This is a genomic window from Streptomyces purpurogeneiscleroticus (assembly GCF_020024005.1).
GTDB classification, from domain to species: domain Bacteria; phylum Actinomycetota; class Actinomycetes; order Streptomycetales; family Streptomycetaceae; genus Streptomyces; species Streptomyces purpurogeneiscleroticus.
In genome coordinates this window covers 12,561-32,045 of sequence record NZ_NHSG01000396.1, presented here as the reverse complement: position 1 = coordinate 32,045, position 19,485 = coordinate 12,561, and the positions used below count along the sequence as shown (strand labels likewise).

21 protein-coding genes are annotated in these 19,485 nt (G+C 71.0%); 9 read left to right on the top strand and 12 right to left on the bottom strand.

Annotation, left to right across the window (positions count from 1 at the left end):
- Together CCS38_RS29235 and serB are read left to right on the top strand one after the other, a co-directional pair.
- Positions 1-208: hypothetical protein (locus tag CCS38_RS29235; RefSeq protein WP_223736342.1), on the top strand; the 208-nt coding region annotated here is incomplete at its 5' end.
- Positions 209-215: 7 nt separating this feature from the next.
- Positions 216-1,460 (top strand): phosphoserine phosphatase SerB, encoded by a 1,245-nt coding sequence (gene serB, locus CCS38_RS29230; protein ID WP_030264753.1) that lies wholly within the window; start codon positions 216-218, stop codon positions 1,458-1,460.
- 113 nt (positions 1,461-1,573) lie between these two features.
- On the opposite strand, the gene CCS38_RS29225 is transcribed toward serB, so the two are convergent.
- The 4 genes from CCS38_RS29225 to CCS38_RS29215 all read right to left on the bottom strand — a co-directional run bounded on the left by CCS38_RS29225 (position 1,574) and on the right by CCS38_RS29215 (position 3,993).
- A complete protein-coding gene (locus tag CCS38_RS29225; protein ID WP_223736341.1) occupies positions 1,574-2,092 on the bottom strand; it encodes a SixA phosphatase family protein in 519 nt (172 codons plus the stop codon).
- Between the two features lie 83 nt (positions 2,093-2,175).
- Complete coding sequence (locus CCS38_RS29220) at positions 2,176-2,379, bottom strand: hypothetical protein (RefSeq protein ID WP_223736340.1); 204 nt, start codon at positions 2,377-2,379, stop codon at positions 2,176-2,178.
- 167 nt (positions 2,380-2,546) lie between these two features.
- Complete coding sequence (locus tag CCS38_RS35400; RefSeq protein ID WP_263302694.1) at positions 2,547-2,663, bottom strand: SGM_5486 family transporter-associated protein; 117 nt, start codon at positions 2,661-2,663, stop codon at positions 2,547-2,549.
- 37 nt (positions 2,664-2,700) lie between these two features.
- The gene (locus CCS38_RS29215) at positions 2,701-3,993 is read right to left on the bottom strand and encodes a CynX/NimT family MFS transporter (protein WP_223736339.1); all 1,293 of its coding nucleotides are present in this window, start codon (positions 3,991-3,993) and stop codon (positions 2,701-2,703) included.
- A gap of 58 nt (positions 3,994-4,051) precedes the next feature.
- On the opposite strand from CCS38_RS29215, the gene CCS38_RS29210 reads away from it, so the two are divergent.
- A complete protein-coding gene (locus tag CCS38_RS29210; RefSeq protein ID WP_223736338.1) occupies positions 4,052-4,738 on the top strand; it encodes a FadR/GntR family transcriptional regulator in 687 nt (228 codons plus the stop codon).
- Positions 4,739-4,805: 67 nt separating this feature from the next.
- Here the strand turns inward: CCS38_RS29210 and fabI are convergent, their stop codons facing one another.
- Positions 4,806-5,573 (bottom strand): enoyl-ACP reductase FabI, encoded by a 768-nt coding sequence (fabI, locus tag CCS38_RS29205; RefSeq protein WP_030264744.1) that lies wholly within the window; start codon positions 5,571-5,573, stop codon positions 4,806-4,808.
- A 5-nt stretch (positions 5,574-5,578) separates the two neighbouring features.
- Positions 5,579-6,283 (bottom strand): 3-oxoacyl-[acyl-carrier-protein] reductase, encoded by a 705-nt coding sequence (gene fabG, locus CCS38_RS29200; RefSeq protein WP_030264741.1) that lies wholly within the window; start codon positions 6,281-6,283, stop codon positions 5,579-5,581.
- 201 nt (positions 6,284-6,484) lie between these two features.
- Here fabG and CCS38_RS29195 point away from each other — a divergent pair, with 201 nt between their 5' ends.
- The 3 genes from CCS38_RS29195 to tyrS all read left to right on the top strand — a co-directional run bounded on the left by CCS38_RS29195 (position 6,485) and on the right by tyrS (position 11,029).
- Positions 6,485-8,047: a TldD/PmbA family protein gene (locus CCS38_RS29195; protein WP_223736345.1), complete on the top strand. Its 1,563-nt coding sequence runs from the start codon at positions 6,485-6,487 to the stop codon at positions 8,045-8,047.
- On the top strand, positions 8,044-9,459 hold the full coding sequence (locus CCS38_RS29190; RefSeq protein WP_223736337.1) for a metallopeptidase TldD-related protein: 1,416 nt from the start codon (positions 8,044-8,046) through the stop codon (positions 9,457-9,459). Before CCS38_RS29195 ends, CCS38_RS29190 begins: the two co-directional genes overlap by 4 nt.
- Before the next feature lie 166 nt (positions 9,460-9,625).
- Complete coding sequence (tyrS, locus tag CCS38_RS29185) at positions 9,626-11,029, top strand: tyrosine--tRNA ligase (RefSeq protein WP_223736336.1); 1,404 nt, start codon at positions 9,626-9,628, stop codon at positions 11,027-11,029.
- 138 nt (positions 11,030-11,167) lie between these two features.
- Here tyrS and CCS38_RS29180 read toward each other — a convergent pair whose 3' ends face one another.
- Entirely contained in the window at positions 11,168-11,452 is a 285-nt protein-coding gene (locus tag CCS38_RS29180; RefSeq protein WP_223736335.1) for a GlsB/YeaQ/YmgE family stress response membrane protein, read from the bottom strand.
- Positions 11,453-11,670: 218 nt separating this feature from the next.
- Here CCS38_RS29180 and CCS38_RS29175 point away from each other — a divergent pair, with 218 nt between their 5' ends.
- Together CCS38_RS29175 and CCS38_RS29170 are read left to right on the top strand one after the other, a co-directional pair.
- Positions 11,671-12,057: a DUF3099 domain-containing protein gene (locus CCS38_RS29175; protein ID WP_223736334.1), complete on the top strand. Its 387-nt coding sequence runs from the start codon at positions 11,671-11,673 to the stop codon at positions 12,055-12,057.
- A 199-nt stretch (positions 12,058-12,256) separates the two neighbouring features.
- On the top strand, positions 12,257-12,493 hold the full coding sequence (locus CCS38_RS29170) for a hypothetical protein (protein WP_223736333.1): 237 nt from the start codon (positions 12,257-12,259) through the stop codon (positions 12,491-12,493).
- A gap of 119 nt (positions 12,494-12,612) precedes the next feature.
- Here CCS38_RS29170 and moaA read toward each other — a convergent pair whose 3' ends face one another.
- The 3 genes from moaA to CCS38_RS29155 all read right to left on the bottom strand — a co-directional run bounded on the left by moaA (position 12,613) and on the right by CCS38_RS29155 (position 15,786).
- Positions 12,613-13,602 (bottom strand): GTP 3',8-cyclase MoaA, encoded by a 990-nt coding sequence (gene moaA / locus CCS38_RS29165; RefSeq protein ID WP_223736332.1) that lies wholly within the window; start codon positions 13,600-13,602, stop codon positions 12,613-12,615.
- A gap of 148 nt (positions 13,603-13,750) precedes the next feature.
- Entirely contained in the window at positions 13,751-15,376 is a 1,626-nt protein-coding gene (locus tag CCS38_RS29160) for a monocarboxylic acid transporter (protein WP_223736331.1), read from the bottom strand.
- Complete coding sequence (locus CCS38_RS29155) at positions 15,373-15,786, bottom strand: DUF485 domain-containing protein (RefSeq protein WP_372457166.1); 414 nt, start codon at positions 15,784-15,786, stop codon at positions 15,373-15,375. Before CCS38_RS29155 ends, CCS38_RS29160 begins: the two co-directional genes overlap by 4 nt.
- A gap of 580 nt (positions 15,787-16,366) precedes the next feature.
- Between CCS38_RS29155 and CCS38_RS29150 the strand changes: the two genes are divergently transcribed.
- Positions 16,367-17,875 (top strand): S8 family serine peptidase, encoded by a 1,509-nt coding sequence (locus tag CCS38_RS29150; RefSeq protein WP_223736330.1) that lies wholly within the window; start codon positions 16,367-16,369, stop codon positions 17,873-17,875.
- Positions 17,876-17,897: 22 nt separating this feature from the next.
- Here CCS38_RS29150 and CCS38_RS29145 read toward each other — a convergent pair whose 3' ends face one another.
- A complete protein-coding gene (locus CCS38_RS29145) occupies positions 17,898-18,563 on the bottom strand; it encodes a lysoplasmalogenase (RefSeq protein ID WP_223736329.1) in 666 nt (221 codons plus the stop codon).
- Complete coding sequence (locus tag CCS38_RS29140; protein WP_223736328.1) at positions 18,560-19,441, bottom strand: sterol desaturase family protein; 882 nt, start codon at positions 19,439-19,441, stop codon at positions 18,560-18,562. The genes CCS38_RS29145 and CCS38_RS29140 overlap by 4 nt, the downstream gene beginning before the upstream one ends.
- Positions 19,442-19,485 lie beyond the last annotated feature (44 nt).

Here is a 19,485-nt window from a genome sequence, read left to right as displayed (position 1 = left end):
CCGCGGCGGGACCGGGACGAGCCGCCGCCGGAGCCGCCGCCACCCGGACGGCCGGGCGCCGGCCGCTGAGGACGAGCCCCTGCGGGCCGCGGGCCGGACCCCGCTCTGTACGGACATGTACGGACTCGTGGCCCACCCGGCCGCGTGGTGGCAGACGTCCACTCGGCGGGACACCTGTACGGGTCCGCGACGCGGCCGGATACCGTAAGAGCACCATGAGCGCATCGCAGACACCGCCTGCCACCGCCGTACCGGGCGACGACGTACCGACCCTTCTCGTGAAGATCTTCGGAAAGGACCGGCCCGGCATCACCGCCGGTCTCTTCGACACTCTCGCCGCCTACTCCGTCGACGTCGTCGACATCGAGCAGGTCGTGACCCGGGGCCGCATCGTGCTGTGCGCCCTGGTGACCACGCCCACCGGGAGCGCGTCGAACGGTGCCACCGAAGGCGACCTGCGCGCGACCGTGCACAGCTGGGCCGAGTCGCTGCACCTCCAGGCCGAGATCATCTCCGGTACCGGTGACAACCGTCCGCGCGGCACCGGCCGTTCGCACGTCACCGTCCTCGGGCACCCGCTCACCGCCGAGTCCACCTCCGCCATCGCCGCCGCCATAACGGCCACCGGCGGCAACATCGACCGTATCTTCCGGCTCGCCAAGTACCCCGTGACCGCCGTCGAGTTCAATGTCTCCGGCACGCCCACCGACACGCTGCGCACCGCACTCGCGACCGAGGCGTCGGTCCTGGGTGTGGACATCGCCGTGGTGGACTCCGGGCTGGCCCGCCGCGCCCAGCGGCTGGTCGTGATGGACGTGGACTCCACGCTGATCCAGGACGAGGTCATCGAGCTGTTCGCGGCGCACGCGGGCTGCGAGGCCGAGGTCGCCGAGGTGACCGCCGCCGCGATGCGCGGCGAGCTGGACTTCGAACAGTCGCTGCACGCCCGGGTGGCGCTGCTGAAGGGCCTGGACGCCTCGGTCGTGGAGCAGGTGCGCAAGGAGGTGCGGCTGACCCCCGGCGCGCGGACGCTGGTACGCACCCTCAAGCGCCTGGGTTACCAGGTCGGCGTGGTCTCCGGCGGCTTCACGCAGGTCACCGACGCGCTCAAGGACGAGCTGGGGCTGGACTTCGCCTCGGCGAACACCCTGGAGATCGTCGACGGCCGGTTCACCGGCAAGGTCACCGGCGACATCGTGGACCGGGCGGGCAAGGCCCGGCTGCTGCGCTCCTTCGCCCAGCAGGCCGGGGTGCCGCTGGCGCAGACGGTGGCCATCGGTGACGGCGCCAACGACCTGGACATGCTGAACACGGCGGGCCTGGGCGTCGCCTTCAACGCCAAGCCGGTCGTACGGGAGGCCGCGCACACCGCCGTGAACGTACCGTTCCTGGACACCGTGCTGTACCTGCTCGGCGTCACCCGCGAAGAGGTCGAGGCCGCCGACACGATCGCGGACTGAACCGTCACCCACCGCATACGAAAGGGCCCCGGCACGAGGTGTGCCGGGGCCCTTCGGCGTGCATGGCCGACGGCGGCCGGGCGGGGGGGCGGAGCCTCCGTCGGGACAGGCGCTCAGCTCTGCGGCGTCCAGTAGGCGACCAGGCGGCCGACGCCGTGCTCGACGGACTTCCAGGAGCCGTTGAAGGTCACCACCGCGAGGGAAGCGGTCGGGAAACCACTGCGGTTCATCCGCGTCAGCAGCTCGCCGTCGGCCTCGCCGGAAAGCGCGTCGGCCAGCGCGTGCATGCCCGGGTTGTGGCCGACCAGCAGCAGGTCGTTCACCTCGTCCGACGTCTCGTTGACCACCGCGATGAGCTCGCCCAGCGAGGCTTCGTACAGCCGCTCCTCGTACACCGTCTTCGGGCGCTGGGGCAGCTTGGGGGCGCACAGCTTCCAGGTCTCACGGGTACGGGCGGCCGTGGAGCAGAGGGTCAGGTCTGGATTGATGCCGGCTCCGGCGAGCCAGAGTCCGGCGGCGGGGGCGTCCCGGCGGCCGCGGTCGGCGAGCGGCCGCTCATGGTCGCTCTCCTGGGACCACTCGGCCTTGGCATGTCGGAGAAGAACAATCCGGCGAGGAGAATCGACGCTCATGTGTCCCAGCTTCGCATGAAACGCGGCGCGGGGCGCGGGGTGTTGACAGCCTCATCCCACAAAGCGGGACGTGGAACCGGTGGCTACACTCCGGCGCCGAGCAGCCGCGCGAGGAAGTGGACCACGGACGCCACGGCGGGCGGAACCCCCGCCGCTTCGGCCTCCGCGGCGGGCGTCATCACGAAGAGCAGCACCACGAACGAGACCACCGCCAGGGCCACGGCCCACCACGGCAGCCGCACGGGCCGGGCACCGTTCTCGGTGTGCCGGGTCGGAGCGGCGGACATGGGATCGCCTCCGTGCGGTCGAGGGGACGGCGCGGTGTCCTGCGCACCGCGGTCCTTCGAATCTACGGTCCCGGGACCGCGCCTCCCATCAGGTACGCCACCCACTTACCCCTGAGCCCGGCCCCTTAGGGGACGGTGGGGACAGCCCCACCGGCGCCGGGCCGGGGTCAGGGTGCGGCGATGCTGGCGATGATCCCCACCACGACGGTCACGGCGAGCATCGCGCCAAAGACGAGGAGCAGCTTCTTCTGTCCGCCCTGCGGATTCGGTTCGAGCACTGGCATGTTCCCAGTGTCGCACCCGCCCGTCACCGGGCTTCCGTCAGCCCTCGTCCTCGACCCGGCGGTCCCGGCCGGCCAGTACGCCCACCGCGATCTGCGGCACCATCAGCCCGGCCATCAGCGCGATGGGCAGGCCCCAGCCGCCGCTGTGCTGGTACAGCGTGCCCACCAGGAGCGGCCCGGGGACGGAGATCAGGTAGCCGATGCACTGGGCGAAGGCGGAGAGCTTGACGACGCCGGTGGCACTGCGGGCGCGCATGCCGATCATGGTGAGGGCGAGCGGGAAGGCGCAGTTCGATATGCCGAGCAGCAGCGCCCAGCCCCAGGCGCCGGCCGCGGGCGCCAGCCACAGGCCCGCGTATCCGATGAGCCCGCAGGCCCCGAGGGCCACGGCCAGCAGCCCCTGGTGACGCATCCGGGCGGCCAGCCGCGGCAGCAGGAAGGACAGCGGGATGCCCATGGCCATGACGAGGGCGAGCAGCACGCCGGCGGTCCCCGCCGACACCCCCGCGTCGCGGAAGATCTGCGGCAGCCAGCCCATGGTGACGTACGCGGCGGTGGCCTGCAGGCCGAAGAAGACTGCCAGCGCCCAGGCGGTGGGCGAGCGGCTGATCCTGACGGCCGGGGCGTCCTCCTGGGGCGCGCCCGCCTCTTGCGGTGCAGCCTGGGGCGCGCGGTGCTTCAGTACGGCGAACCAGGGCACAACGGCGAGGACGCCGAGGGCCGCCCAGATCGCGAGCCCGGCCTGCCAGCCGCCGCCGAGCGCGCCGGTGACCGGCACGGTGAGGGCGGCGGCCAGCGAGGTGCCGAGCGCCAGGGCCATGGAGTACAGCCCGGTCATCGAGCCGACCCGGTCGGGGAAGAAGGTCTTGATCACCACGGGCAGCAGGATGTTGCTGACCGCGATCCCGGCGAGCGCGAGGGCGCTGGCGGCGAGGAAGCCGGCCGTGCCGCCCGCGAAGGGGCGCACGAGGACGCCGAGCGCGATCGCGGCCATGCCGGCGCACACGATGGTGGCCGCGCCGAAGCGGCGGGCCAGGCGCGGCGCCGCGATGCCGAAGACGGCGAAGCAGAGGGCCGGTACGGAGGTGAGCAGGCCCGCGACGGTGCCGCTCATGCCGAGTCCGTCCCGCACCTCCTCCATGAGGGCGCCCAGGCTGGTGATGGCCGGGCGGAGGTTGAGCGCGGCGAGGACGAGACCGGCGGTCAGGACCGCGCCGACCCAGCGTGGTACGGGCGCGGGGGCGGGGTTCAGGGGGCCGGTTCCCGGGTGCGCGGTGGTCTGGGGTGTCTCGGTGCCGGTACCGAGGGTCGCAAGGTCGTCGTCTGCCATAAGGCTCATCATAGAATCATGGGATGAATGGCTGTCCAATCGCTCCGGGAGCTCTTCCATGCCACTGACCCCCTCGCCCCGGCGTTCCGTCCTGGCCGACCAGGTGATCGCTCAGCTGCGGGCCCAGATCACCTCGGGTGAGTGGCCGGTCGGTGAGCGCATCCCGACCGAGCCCGAGCTGGTCGAACAGCTCGGCGTGGCCCGTAACACCGTCCGCGAGGCGGTCCGCGCGCTCGCCCACAACGGGCTGCTCGACATCCGCCAGGGCTCCGGCACGTACGTCGTCGCCACCAGTGAGCTGGCCGGGGTGATGAACCGCCGCTTCGCCGACGCCGACCCCCGGCACGTCGCCGAGCTGCGCAGCGCCCTGGAGGCGGAGGCCGCCCGGCGCGCCGCGGAGCGCCGCACGGAGGCGGACATCAAGCAGCTGGACGCGGCGCTGCAGCGCCGCGAGCAGGCGTGGGAATCGGGCGCGGCGGCCGCGTTCGTGGAGGCGGACGCCACGCTGCACATGGCGATCGTGGCGGCCTCGCACAACGACGTGCTGGCCGAGCTGTACGCGGACCTCGGCGGCGTACTGCGCGAGTTCCTCCGCGCCGACGTGGGCGAGGAGCTGCGCCCCGAGTGGCACATGGACCACTCGCGGCTGGTGGACGCGATCCGCGAGGGCGACGGCGACCGCGCGGCGACCGAGGCGAGCTCCCACTCGTACGGCTGCCGCCCGGGCCGCACGCACGAGCTCTGAGCGCACAAGGGCCGCGGCCCGTACGTCTCCGTACGGGCCGCGGCCCTCATCGCGTCAAGAGGACGGGTCAGGCACCCATCATGTGCACGCCGCCGTCGACGTGGACGATCTCGCCCGTCGTCTTCGGGAAGAAGTCCGACAGCAGGGCGACGACGCCGCGGCCCGCGGGCTCCGGGTCGGCCATGTCCCACTTCAGCGGGGAGCGGGTGTTCCAGACGTCCGCCAGCTCGGTGAAGCCCGGGATGGACTTGGCGGCCATCGAGCCGATCGGTCCGGCCGAGATCAGGTTGCAGCGGATGCCCTCGGGGCCCAGGTCACGCGCGAGGTAGCGCGAGGTGGCCTCCAGGGCGGCCTTGGCCGGGCCCATCCAGTCGTACTGCGGCCACGCGAACTGCGCGTCGAAGGTGAGGCCGACGACGGCGCTGCCCTCGCTGAGCAGCGGGCGGCAGGCCATGGTGAGCGACTTCAGCGAGAACGCCGAGACGTGCATCGCGGTCGAGACGGACTCGAAGGGCGTGTTGAGGAAGTTGCCGCCCAGCGCGTCCTGCGGCGCGAAGCCGATGGAGTGCACGACGCCGTCGAGGCCGCCGAGCTCCTCGCGGACGACGCCCTCCAGGCGGGCCAGGTGCTCGTCGTTGGTCACGTCCAGCTCGATGACCTTGGCGGGCTTGGGCAGCTTCTTGGCGATGCGCTCGGTGAGGGTCGGCCGCGGGAACGCGGTGAGGATGACCTCGGCGCCCTGCTCCTGCGCGACCTTCGCCGCGTGGAAGGCGATGGAGGACTCCATCAGCACACCCGTGATCAGAATGCGCTTGCCGGCGAGGATTCCGCTCATATCGATCAGTGACCCATGCCCAATCCGCCGTCGACGGGAATGACGGCTCCAGTGATGTACGCGGCCTCGTCGGAGGCCAGGAAGCGGACCGAGGCGGCGATCTCCTCGGGCTGCGCGTAGCGCGCGAGCGGCACCTGCTTCACGATGTTCTCGCGCTGCTCATCGGTGAGCGCGCGGGTCATGTCCGTGTCGACGAAGCCGGGGGCCACGACGTTCACGGTGATGTTGCGGGAGCCCAGCTCGCGGGCGAGGGAACGGGCGAAGCCGACGAGGCCCGCCTTGGAGGCCGCGTAGTTCGCCTGCCCCGCGGAGCCCAGCAGCCCCACGACGGACGAGATCAGCACGACCCGGCCCTTGCGCGCCCGCAGCATGGCCCGGTTGGCCCGCTTGACCACGCGGAACGTACCGGTGAGGTTGGTCTCCAGGACCGAGGCGAAGTCGTCCTCCGACATCCGCATCAGCAGCTGGTCACGGGTGACGCCGGCGTTGGCCACCAGCACCTCGACCGCGCCCTGCTTCTCCTCGATCTCCTTGTACGCCTGCTCGACCTGCTCCGTGTCGGTGATGTCGCACTTCACGGCCAAGAACCCCTCGGGGGGCTCGCCGGAGCGGTAGGTGATGGCGACCTTGTCGCCTGCCTCGGCGAAGGCCCGGGCGATGGCGAGGCCAATGCCGCGGTTGCCTCCGGTGACCAGAACCGAGCGGCTCAAGAGATCACCCTTTCCGTGTCCTGTCCGACGTGTGTTCCCTACGAAACTAGCGGTCACGAGCCCGATACGGAGAATCCACCTCGCACAGGGGCACATCCAGGTCACTGTGGGGTCCCTACAGAAGCGACCGCTCGGTGACCCGGCGAATCGCCACGACGAACCCGCCGGACCTCGTGCGCGCCCGGGGCCCGGCACGGCATGATGCGTGGCGCCGACCCCGGGAGGGATGCCGTGCCCGCTACACCTCGTTCCCTTGACGAGAGCTTCCTCGCGCTGCCCCTGCACGCGCTGGCCGACGCCGCGCTCGCGCGGGCGCGGGCGCTGGGGGCCGACCATGCCGACTTCCGGCTGGAACGCATCCGGTACGCGTCCTGGCGGCTGCGGGACGCGAAGACCGCCGGGTCCTCGGACAGTACCGATCTGGGGTACGCGGTGCGGGTCGTGCACGGCGGGGCCTGGGGGTTCGCGTCCGGTGTGGACCTGACCATGGACGCGGCGGCGCGGGTGGCGGCGCAGGCGGTGGCGATGGCCAAGCTGTCGGCGAAGGTGATCGACGCGGCGGGGTCGGCGGAGAAGGTGGAGCTCGCCGACGAGCCCGCGTATCCGGACCGGACGTGGATCTCCTCGTACGAGGTCGATCCGTTCGACGTGCCGGACGCGGAGAAGACCGGGCTGCTGGCGGAGTGGAGCGGGCGGCTGCTGGCGGCGCCGGGCGTCACGCACGCGGACGCCTCGCTCCTCACGATCCGGGAGAACAAGTTCTACGCCGACACGGCGGGGACGACGACCACCCAGCAGCGGGTGCGGCTGCACCCGGAGCTGACGGCCGTCGCGGTGGACGACCGCAGCGGGGAGTTCGACTCGATGCGGACCATCGCGCCGCCGGTCGGCCGCGGCTGGGAGTACCTGACCGACGGGCGGTACGACTGGGACGCGGAGCTGGCGGAGATGCCCGCGCTGCTCGCGGAGAAGATGCGGGCGCCGAGCGTCCGGGCCGGGCGGTACGACCTGGTGGTACATCCCTCCAATCTGTGGCTGACGATCCACGAGTCGATCGGGCACGCGACCGAGCTGGACCGGGCGCTGGGGTACGAGGCGGCGTACGCGGGCACCTCGTTCGCCACCTTCGACCAGCTGGGGAAGCTGGCCTACGGGTCGTCGCTGATGCACGTCACGGGTGACCGGACGGCCGAGCACGGGCTGGCGACGATCGGGTACGACGACGAGGGCGTGGCGGCGCAGTCCTGGGACCTGGTCAAGGACGGTGTCCTGGTCGGCTACCAGCTGGACCGCAGGATCGCGAGGCTGACGGGCTTCGAGCGGTCCAACGGGTGCGCGTACGCGGATTCGCCGTCCCATGTACCGGTGCAGCGGATGGCGAACGTGTCGCTGCAGCCGGCGCCCGAGGGGCCGTCCACCGAGGAGCTGATCGCGGGCGTGGAGCACGGGATCTATGTGGTCGGCGACCGGTCCTGGTCCATCGACATGCAGCGGTACAACTTCCAGTTCACCGGCCAGCGGTTCTTCCGGATCGAGAACGGGCGGCTGGCGGGGCAGCTGCGGGACGTGGCGTACCAGGCCACCACCACCGACTTCTGGGGCTCGATGGCCGCGGTCGGCGGCCCGCAGACGTACGTACTGGGCGGCGCCTTCAATTGCGGCAAGGCCCAGCCGGGCCAGGTCGCCTCCGTCTCGCACGGCTGCCCCTCCGCCCTCTTCACGGGCGTCAACATCCTGAACACGACCCAGGAGGCCGGTCGATGAGCACACGTCGTACGTCTCGTACTTCTCGTACGAGCGCGCCGCACGAGGTGGTCGAGCGGGCGCTGGCCCTGTCGCGGGCCGACGGCTGCGTGGTCATCGCCGACGAGACCGCCAGCGCCAATCTGCGCTGGGCGGGCAACGCGCTGACCACCAACGGGGTCACCCGCGGCCGCGCTCTCACCGTCATCGCCACCGTGGACGGCAAGGAGGGCACCGCTTCCGGTGTCGTCTCGCGGGCCGCGGTCACCGCCGACGACCTGGAGGGGCTGGTACGGGCGGCGGAGGCGGCCGCCCGGGGCGCGGGGCCCGCCGAGGACGCGCAGCCGCTCGTACCGGGCGGCACGCCCTCCCCCGGCTTCACCGAGCCGCCCGCCGAGACCTCCTCCGAGGTGTTCGCCGACTTCGCGCCGGCGCTGGGCGAAGCCTTCCGGCGGGCCCGGGACGGCGGCCGCGAGCTGTACGGGTTCGCCAATCATGAGGTCGTGTCCTCGTACGTGGGCTCCTCCGCCGGGCTGCGGCTCCGGCACGACCAGCCCACCGGGACACTGGAGCTGAACGCCAAGTCGCCCGACCGCACCCGCTCGGCCTGGGCGGGCCGGGCCACCCGGGACTTCCGGGACGTCGACCCGCTGGCCATGGACGCCGACCTGGCGCGGCGGCTGGCCTGGGCCGAGCGGCGGACCGAGCTGCCGGCCGGGCGGTACGAGACGCTGCTGCCGCCCACTGCCGTCGCCGACCTGCTCGTGTACCAGATGTGGTCCTCCGGGGCGCGGGACGCGGCCGAGGGCCGCACGGTCTTCTCGGCGCCCGGGGGCGGCACCCGGATCGGTGAGAAGCTCTCCGGGCTCCCTCTGACGCTGCGCAGCGACCCGGGGGCCGCGGGCCTGGAGTGCGCGCCCTTCGTACTGGCGCACAGCTCCGGGGACGACGCCTCGGTCTTCGACAACGGACTGCCGCTGGAGCCCACCGAGTGGCTGCGGGACGGCGCGCTGAACCGGCTGGTCACGACCCGGCACAGCGCGGGCCTGACCGGCCTGCCGGTGGCCTCCGCGATCGACAATCTGCTGCTGGACGCGGGCGGCACGAAGTCCCTGGACGAGCTGGTGGCCGGTACGGAGCGCGGGCTGCTGCTGACCTGCCTGTGGTACATCCGCGAGGTCGATCCGGCGACGCTGCTGCTCACGGGGCTGACGCGGGACGGCGTGTACCTCGTGGAGGGCGGTGAGGTGGTCGGCGAGGTGAACAACTTCCGGTTCAACGAGTCGCCGGTGGATCTGCTGGGGCGGGCGAGCGAGGCGGGCCGTACGGAGCGCACGCTGCCGCGCGAGTGGAGCGACTACTTCACGCGTGCCGCGATGCCCGCGCTGCGCATCCCGGACTTCAACATGAGCTCGGTGAGCCGGGGGGTGTGAAGCCGGGGCGCGCCCGGGGCGGGGCGGTCCGTGCGCCCGTCCCGGGGCTGTGCGCACTTGTCGTACCGCGTGGCCGGCCTGTGGACAGTCGGTCGGCCACGCTTCGCACGGCTAATAGAATCGGTTCCGTCCTCCCGTTTGGGATCAACGACCGATCAGGAACGCCATGACACGCCTCGGCGAATCCGTCGCCCGCGCCAGCACGCTGCTCTCCGCAGACCTCTCCGTCGACGCCACCGTCGAGGAGCTGCTGAAGGAGACGGGCGCGCGGCGCTATCTCGACCTGACGGACCTGCCGGCCAAGGAGCAGGCCGAGCTGATCGCCTCGCGCACGGTCGAGGTGATCCCGGGCGTGGAGCAGCTCGCCGAGCGCATCGAGGAGCGCCGGGCGGCCGGCAAGAGCCTGCACATCAAGCTGGGCATCGACCCGACGGCCACCGATGTGCACCTGGGGCACGCGGTCCCGCTGATCGTCCTCAGCCGCTTCCAGCGCCTCGGCCACGACGTCACGCTGATCATCGGCGACTTCACGGCCAAGATCGGTGACCCCTCGGGCCGCAGCACCGAGCGCCCGCCGCTGACCGACGAGGACATCGCGAAGAATCTCGCGACCTACCGCGACCAGGTCCGGCCGTTCTTCGACTTCGAGAAGGTCAGCTTCCGGCAGAACAGCGAGTGGCTGGCGCCGTACACCTTCCCCGAGCTGCTCGGCCTGCTCGCGAAGGTGCCGGTCTCCCAGCTCCTGCAGCGCGACGACTTCCGCACCCGCCTCGCGGACGGCTCCGGGCTGACCATGACCGAGATGCTGTACCCGATCGCGCAGGGCCTGGACTCGGTCGCCCTGAACGACGACGTGGAGCTCGGCGGCGCCGACCAGCTGCTCAACCTCCAGATGGCCCGCAAGCTCATGGAGCTGCACGGCCAGCAGCCGCAGCTGGTCGTCACGATGCCGCTGATCGAGGGCACGGACGGCACGGGCGCGAAGATGTCCAAGTCCAAGGGCAACTACGTCGGTCTGAACGCCCCCGCCGAGGACGTCTTCGGCAAGATCATGTCGGTGCCGGACCGGCTGATGGAGCCGTACCTCAAGGCGTGGACGGAGTGGACGGACGAGGAGATCGCCCAGGTCCTGGCCCGCATCGAGGCGAAGTCGCTGCACCCGATGGATCTGAAGAAGATCCTCGCGGGTGAGGTCGTGACCGCGCTGTACGGCGTCGAGGCGGCGATGGCGGCCCGTGCCGGGTTCGTCGCGCAGTTCTCCAAGAAGTCCTTCGCGGATGTCTCCACGCTGCCGTCGGTGGACCTCGCCGAGCACGGCACGGAGACGGTGGCCACGGTGCTGACCAAGGTGCTGGAGTTCACGGCCAGCGCGTCGGCGGCCCGCCGGCTGGCTAAGCAGAATGCGCTGCGGCTGGTCATCGAGGCCGAGTCGGGCCAGGAGACGGTGGTGCTGGCCGAGGCGGACGCGGTACGCACGCTGGCCGAGGTGCTGGCGGAGAAGCTGGCCGCCACACCGGGCACCCCGTACCTCAAGGCCGGCCGCAAGCTGGCCCAGATCCAGGGCGCGTAAGCGGGACACGGGACCGGTCGCAAGCCGGTTCGGGCTCAGGGCTCGCAAGCCGGTGCGGGGCCGTCACGACGGTCCCGTACCGGACCGCTCCCGCGGGCCTGGTGTGCAGGTCCGCGGGAGCGGTGTGCGGCGGCGTGGTCACGCCTGTTGATGCCGGTGTTTCCTCCCGCGCACCATGGCCCACAACCGGCTGCCCACGCCGACGACGATCACCGCGCCGATCAGCTGCAGCAGATGCCGGGTCCAGTCGACGCCCTTGGTGTCCTCGACGCCGATTCCGGTGGCCGCCCAGTTGCCCAGCACGCTGCCGAGCATGCCGAAGATCACCGTCAGCCAGAGCGGGATCGCCTGCTTCCCCGGGATGAGCGCCCTCGCGATCACACCCAGAACCAGACCCACAATGATGGCCCACAACCAATCCATGTCGCCTCCTCATGGGGCGCGGTGTACAAGGCCGTGCATCGTTCAGTTTCGTACCGCCACCCGTACGGCGCACGTCGGAGCGGTCTGTACGCATGACGCCGGTATGTACCTCGCCGGGCGTATCGCGACCCGGTCTCGAAGGCTGCGCAGGCCCGGCGTAACGTGGAACAGGTCCGGCATTGGCGTGTGCCCGGTATGACAACAGGTGGTGGAACGTGATGCGGAAGCAGAGCAGTGCCCCGTCCTTCCGGATCACGGGAGCCCGCCAGGGGCTGACCGAGGACGTCCGTGGGCGGCAGCGACGCTACGTGATCTCAATGTCCGTACGGACGGTGGCGGTGGTCCTCACCGCCGTGCTCTGGAACGTCGAGCGGCCCATCGCCATTATCACCCTGATTGCGGGTCTGGTGCTGCCGTACATTGCGGTCGTCATCGCCAACGCGGGCCGGGAGAACGTCACTTCGCTCCCTTCGACCTTCGTGGCGACCCCGTCCCGGCCGATGCTGACCTCGTCGGCCGACGAGTCACCGCGCGAGCCCGGCGCGGAAGGCGGCGCGGAAGCGGGGCACACGGACTCCGCCGAACAGCGCGGCGAGCACGGCTGATCTACCGACAATCCGCAAAGCTCAAGAAAAGCTCAGATCAATCATGTGGTTCCGGTGCACCCGGCACGGTCCCCCGTGACATACTTCGTACGCGCTCCGCATCCCCCGTCGGAGCGACGGACCGACGCCGGGCGGCTCCCCCCGTGGCTGCCCGGCGTCGCCATGTCCGGACGCAGGGGCGCGACGTAGGGTTGAGGGCGTGATCCTCCCGAACGTCTCCGAGAACGCCACCATCTGTTCCGCCAAGGGCTGCCGAGCCGACGCGGTATGGGTCCTGGCGTGGAACAACCCGAAGCTGCACACTCCGGACCGCCGCAAGACCTGGCTCGCGTGCGAGGAGCACCGCGAGCACCTCTCCCAATTCCTCGGCGTCCGGGGCTTCTTGAAGGACGTGGTGAAGCTGGAGGAGTGGGAGGCACCGGACTCCGAAGGCTGACGCCGGCCTCCGAAGGCTGTCACCGGCCTACGACGGCCGACGTCCGCCGGCCCGCGGTCGACGCCCGAGCCGGGCCGGCAGCGCGTCCGGCGTCGAGGCCGCCCCGCCGCTGGGCCGCCTCAGCCGCCGATCGCCGACATCGGCCGCTCCGGCTGCAGGAAGCTCGGGTCGTCCAGGCCCGAGCCCGCCTTCTTGCCCCACATCGCGAGCTTCCATATGCGCGCTATCTCTTCGTCCGGCGCATCCGAGCGCAGCGCGGCCCGCAGATCCGTCTCCTCCGTGGCGAACAGGCACGTCCGCACCTGACCGTCGGCGGTCAGCCGGGTCCGGTCGCAGGCGCGGCAGAAGGGGCGGGTGACCGAGGCGATGACTCCGACGCGCTGCGGCCCGCCGTCGACGAGCCAGCGCTCGGCGGGCGCGGAGCCGCGCGCCTCCTCGTCCTCGGCGGTCAGCGTGAAGCGGCTACGCAGCGAGGCGAGGATGTCACCCGCGGTGATCATGCCCTCGCGCTTCCAGCCGTGCTGCGCGTCGAGCGGCATCTGCTCGATGAAGCGGAGCTCGTAGTCGTTCTCCACCGCCCAGGCGAGGAGGTCGGGGGCCTCGTCGTCGTTCAGCCCCGGCATCAGGACGGAGTTGACCTTGACGGGGGTGAGGCCGGCGGCGCGGGCGGCTTCCAGGCCGCGCAGCACGTCGGCGTGGCGCTTGCGGCGGGTCAGGGTCTGGAAGACGTCCGGGCGCAGGGTGTCCAGCGAGACGTTCACCCGGTCCAGGCCGGCGTCGCGCAGCGCGGCGGCGGTGCGCTCCAGGCCGATGCCGTTGGTGGTCAGGGACATCTGCGGGCGCGGCTCCAGGGCCGCGACGCGCTCGACGATGCCGACGAGGCCGGGGCGGAGCAGCGGCTCGCCGCCGGTGAAGCGGACCTCTTCGATGCCGAGGTCGGTGACGGCGATGCGGATGAGGCGGACGATCTCGTCGTCCGTGAGCAGGTCGGGCTTGGCCAGCCACTGCAGGCCCTCTTCGGGCATGCAGTACGTGCACCGCAGGTTGCACCGGTCGGTCAGCGAAACCCGCAGGTCGGTGGCTACTCGCCCGTATGTGTCGATGAGCACGAGGCCCCCTCCCCCGGTGGCGGATCAGTTGTTGTCGAGCCTACGCGATGGGTCTGACAACAAGCACGGATCCGATGTCACGATGCGGGACCGGCCGCGTCGTAGGGATCTACGACACGGCCGGTGCTCCGCCTGCGGAATCGGGCGGTCAGTGCGCTCCGGTGCCGGTCAGGGACCGGACCTCCAGCTCGGCGTACTTCTTGGCGTCCGGCTCCTCCTTGGAGAGCAGGGACCCGAGCCAGCCGAGCAGGAAGCCCAGCGGGATGGAGATCAGGCCCGGGTTCTCCAGCGGGAAGAAGTGGAAGTCCACGCCGGGGAACATCGAGGTCTCCTTGCCGGAGACGACCGGCGAGAAGAGCACGAGGAGGACCGAGGAGGCCAGGCCGCCGTAGATCGACCACAGCGCCCCGGAGGTGGTGAAGCGCTTCCAGAAGAGGCTGTAGAGGATCGTGGGCAGGTTGGCGGAGGCGGCGACCGCGAAGGCGAGGGCGACCAGGCCCGCGACGTTCAGGCCGCGTGCGAAGACGCCGAGGATGATCGCGGCGGCGCCGATGCCGACGGTGGCCCAGCGCGCGGCGCGCACCTCGGACTTCTCCGACGCCTTGCCCTTCTTGATCACGTTGACGTAGAGGTCGTGCGCGAAGGACGAGGACGAGGCGAGGGTGAGGCCCGCGACCACGGCGAGGATGGTGGCGAAGGCGACCGCGGAGATCACGGCGAGCAGGATGGCGCCGCCGGTGGAGTCGGCGCCGCCGCCGATCTCCTGGGCGAGCAGCGGGGCCGCGGTGTTGCCCGCCGGGTTGGACGCGATGATCGTCTCCGGCTTGATGAGCGCTGCCGCGCCGAAGCCGAGCGCGATGGTCATCAGGTAGAAGACGCCGATGATGCCGATGGCCCAGTTCACGGACTTACGGGCGGCCTTGGCCGTGGGCACGGTGTAGAAGCGGATGAGGATGTGCGGCAGGCCCGCGGTGCCGAGGACCAGGGCGATGCCCAGCGAGATGAAGTCGATCTTCGAGGTGGCGGTGGCGCCGTACTTCAGGCCGGGCTCCAGGAAGGCCGCGCCCTTGCCGCTCTCCTTGGCGGCCTCGCCGAGCAGCGTGGAGATGTTGAAGTTGAACTTGAGCATCACCAGGAACGTGATCAGCAGGGTGCCCGCGATCAGCAGGATGGCCTTGACCATCTGCACCCAGGTGGTGCCCTTCATGCCGCCGATGGAGACGTACAGGATCATCACGATGCCGACGAGGACGACGACGAGGATCTTGCCGGCCTCGCTGGTGATCCCGAGGAGCAGCGTGACGAGGGCGCCCGCGCCGGCCATCTGCGCCAGCAGGTAGAAGATCGAGACGACGATGGTGGAGACGCCCGCCGCGGTGCGCACCGGGCGCTGCCGCATGCGGTACACGAGGACGTCGCCCATCGTGAAGCGGCCGGAGTTCCGCAGCGGCTCGGCGACCAGCAGCAGCGCGACCAGCCAGGCGACGAGGAACCCGATGGAGTACAGGAAGCCGTCGTACCCGAAGAGGGCGATGGCGCCCGCGATGCCGAGGAAGGACGCGGCGGACATGTAGTCGCCGGAGATGGCCAGGCCGTTCTGGAAGCCGGAGAACTGGCGGCCGCCGGCGTAGAAGTCCTCGGCGCCCTTGGTCTGCCGCCCCGCCCATACGGTGATGCCGAGGGTGGCGGCGACGAAGACCGCGAAGAGCGTGATGATCAGCGGCCGGTGCTGGGAGGCGCCCTCGGCGGCGAGCTGGAACGTCAGGTGGCTCATGCGTCGCCCTCCACACGCGGGGTGCCGCCCTCGAGGCGGTTCTTGATCGCCTCGGCCTTGGGGTCGAGCTTCGCGGCGGCGTGCCGCGAGTACCACCAGGCGATGAGGAACGTCGTCACGAACTGGGCGAGGCCGAGGACGAACGCGACGTTGATGTTGCCGAGGACCTTGGTGCCCATGAAGCCGCCCGCGTAGTTGCTGAGCAGCACGTACAGCAGGTACCAGAGGACGAAGGCGACGGTCAGCGGGAAGGCGAACGAGCGGTAGGAGCGGCGCAGTTCGGTGAACTCCGCGCCGGACTGCACCTCGGTGAAGGGCGGTGCCTCAGGTGCCTCATGGGGCGCATCGTGCTGCGCCTCGCGATCCTTGCGCGGCCCGGGGTCAGCGGGCGGCTGGGCGGCGGTGCTCACGCGGTCTCCTGATTTCTCACGGTGCTGGTCTTTTCCTGGCGAGTGCTGTCGCGCGATCCGCAAGGGCGTTCCGTCGGCGACATAAAGTTCAGATCAGTGATCCGGATCACGCATGCTAGAGGGGTGCGGCCGCCTTCCGACAGGGGGCAGGGCCGGAAATCCGCAGGAAATCGGGGGGTACGGCCGCCACTGCCGGCACGCCGGATCGTTGTCCGGGTGTGACGCCTTTGCCGCCCCGGCAGCCACCAGGACCGGGCCGACTCCCGTACGGCGCCGTGCGGTTGTCCTCCCCCGTCGCCCTCGCCCCTCCCACGCCACCCCGCCCGACCTGCGCCGTTACCCGTCGTTGGGACGGTCGGCGGATCGTGCTGCCGCTGCTGAGCTTCGGGGCGCTGCGCCGTCCCCGGTGGGGTTGACGGACCCCGCTCCTGCGGCAGTTGACGGGTTTTCCCCGCCGACAGGCGGGTTTTCTCTGCCGACCGTTGAACTGTCCGGGTGATCACGGTTAGCTTCACTCGTCACGGAACCGGCTCGCGCGCGACCTGCCCGCGAGCGGTCAGAGATGATGTGGAGTACCCCCATGGCACATCTGAAATCCAGACGGGTGCGCGCGCTCGCCGTACCGGTCGGACTGGCCCTCGTCGCCTCCCTCGGCTTCCTCCCGCAGGCGGCGACCGCCGCCCCCCAGGAGGCCCCGGCCACGGTCACCACCGACGGCCCGCTGCTCTCGTACGTCGTCAACGCCACGCCGGGCAAGGCGTCGATGGCCGAGGTCGGCAAGGCGATACGCGCGGCCGGCGGCAAGGTGGTCGTCGCCCACGAAAAGATAGGCGTGATCGTCGTCCACTCCGCGAACCCGAAGTTCGCCGAGACGATACGTACGGTGCGCGGCGTCCAGTCGGCCGGCGCCAGCCGCACCGCCCCCCTGAAGCCCTCCGGCACCACCGACATCGGAAAGCCGCAGAAGGCCGATCTGAGCAAGGCCGCGAAGCTGGCCGGCGCCGAGGCCAAGGCGGCCGGCGAGGAGCCCCTGGAGTCCCTCCAGTGGGACCTGCCCGCCATCAAGGCCGACCAGGCCGCGAAGGTGAACCCGGGCAGCAAGAAGGTCACCGTCGCCGTCATCGACACCGGCGTGGACGACACCCACCCGGACCTCAAGCCCAACTTCTCCGCGCAGCAGTCCGCCAACTGCGTGGGCGGCGTGGCCGACACCACCGCCGGTTCCTGGCGCCCGTGGAACCCCACCGAGGACTACCACGGCACCCACGTCGCGGGCACCATCGCCGCCGCGCGCAACGGAGTCGGCATGGCCGGCGTTGCGCCGAACGTGAAGATCTCCGCCATCAAGGTCAGCGAGCCCGAGACGAGCCTGTTCTACGCAGAGAGCGTGGTCTGTGCCTTCGTCTTCGCGGCCGACCACGGCGTCGAGGTCACCAACAACAGCTACTACGTCGACCCGTGGATGTTCAACTGCAAGGATGACCCCGACCAGGGCGCCATCGTTGACGCGGTGGGCCGGGCGGCCAAGTACGCCGAGCGCAAGGGCGCGATCAACGTTGCCGCGGCCGGCAACTCCAACCTCGACCTGGCGGCGAAGGAACTCACCGACAAGTCGAGCCCGAACGACACCACTCCGGTGGAGCGGAAGATCGACCCGGCCAAGTGCTGGGACGTGCCCACCCAGCTCCCGGGCACCGTCACGGTCGCCGCGACCGGCGTGAAGAAGCTCAAGTCGTACTACTCCAACTACGGCAACGGCGTGATCGACGTGGCCGCGCCGGGCGGTGACCGCACCCAGATCCCCGAACTCCCCGCGAAGAACGGCAACATCCTCTCCACCATGCCGGGCGGCGACTGGGCCTACCTGGCGGGCACCTCGATGGCCTCGCCCCACGTGGCGGGCGTCGCGGCGCTGGTGAAGAGCGCGCACCCGACGAGCAGCCCGCAGGAGATCCAGTGGCTGCTGAAGAAGGACGCCGACAACCCGGGCTGCCCCCAGGGTGACGCGACGTGCACCGGTACTCCGCACGTCAACAGCCACTACGGCTACGGGATCGTCGACGCGCTGGACGCCGTCGAGCAGGACTGAGCGAGCGGCACCGGGGCCCGTGTCAGCGGGCCCCGGTGGCCGGTGCCGCCGTCGTCCGCAGCACGCCGTCGGCCAGCAGCCACTGGGCGGCGAGATAGCCGGCCATGATGCAGAACTGCGGCGCGGGTGGCTGCGGCCAGTGCGCGATACCGCTCGCGATGAGGGTGTCGGACGCCAGGAAGAGCAGGCCGCCGAGCAGGGCACGCGGCCCGGCCCGCAGCGCGCCGTACGCCATCGCGGTGAGCAGCAGGCTGTACCCGGCGACCGGCCCGCGCAGATCGGCCGTCAGATCCGGCCACAGCAGCGCCACGGTGCCGAGCCAGGCCACGGCGTATCCGGCGGCCACCGCGGCGAGCGGCCACCGGCGGCCCCACTCCGGGGCGGCGCCCCGCCGTACGAACAGCACCAGATAGCAGACGTGTCCGGCCGCGAAGGACGCCATGCCCACGAGGAAGGCGGTGTCGCCGCCCACTTGGAGCAGCGTGTCGCCGCCGCACCCGAAGAGAAGCGCGGCGGCGAGCAGTACGGGGCCGCCGCGCGCGAGCACGTATGCGGCGAGCACCGGCATCAGGGCCGGCTTGGTCGCCACCTCCACCGTCCCGGCCCCGGCGAGCAGCGCGCCGAGGTGGACGGCGGCCAGCAGCCCGAAGGCGGCGAGGAGGGCGCGGGCCGCGGTGGTGCGGCTCATACGGCGGACGTCTCGGTGCCCGGCACCGGGGCGGCGGCCTCACCGCTCCGTGCGGGCTGCCAGCCGGGTCCCCGGAAGACCCGCCCGGCGCGCTCGCTCCAGCTGCCCGCGGCCCGTACGTCGCGCGCGATGGCCGCGTACTCGTGCGTGGCGACCCGCAGCGGGTTGAAGGTGTCGATGTTCTTCGTCAGCCCGAAGACCGGCCGCTCGGTCTCCGGTACGAAGGAGCCGAACAGCCGGTCCCAGATGATCAGGATGCCGCCGAAGTTCCGGTCCAGGTAGCCGCCTTGGGAGGCGTGGTGGACGCGGTGGTGCGAGGGGGTGTTCAGCACGTACTCGAAGGGGCGCGGCAGCTTGCCGACCCGCTCGGTGTGCACCCAGAACTGGTACACGAGGTTCACCGAGGAGCAGAAGGCGACCGCCGCCGGGTGCACGCCGAGCGCGATCATCGGTACGTAGAACGGCCAGACCGTCCAGGTGGTCCAGGGCTGGCGGAGCGCGGTGGTGAGGTTGAACTTCCGGCTGGAGTGGTGCACCACGTGGCAGGCCCACAGGATGCGGATCACGTGGTGGCCGCGGTGCGACCAGTAGTAGAAGAAGTCCTGCGCGAGCAGCATCAGGGGCAGCGTCCACCACAGCACAGGGATGCGCAGCGGCGTCAGCTCGTAGACCGCCACGTAGATCGCGACGATCGGGATCTTCCACAGCGCATCGAAAACCAGGCTGCCGAGCCCCATGCCGATGCTGGTGGCGGCGTCCTTCGTCTCGTATCCGGCGGCGTCCTCGTCCGGGTGCAGCCGGTAGCTCACCATCTCCAGGACGGTGAGCAGGACGAAGGCCGGTATCGACCACAACACGACATCGGGCAGGTGCGGCATGCGGGCACCATAGAACGGCGTACAGGGGCTCGGCCAGAGGTTGT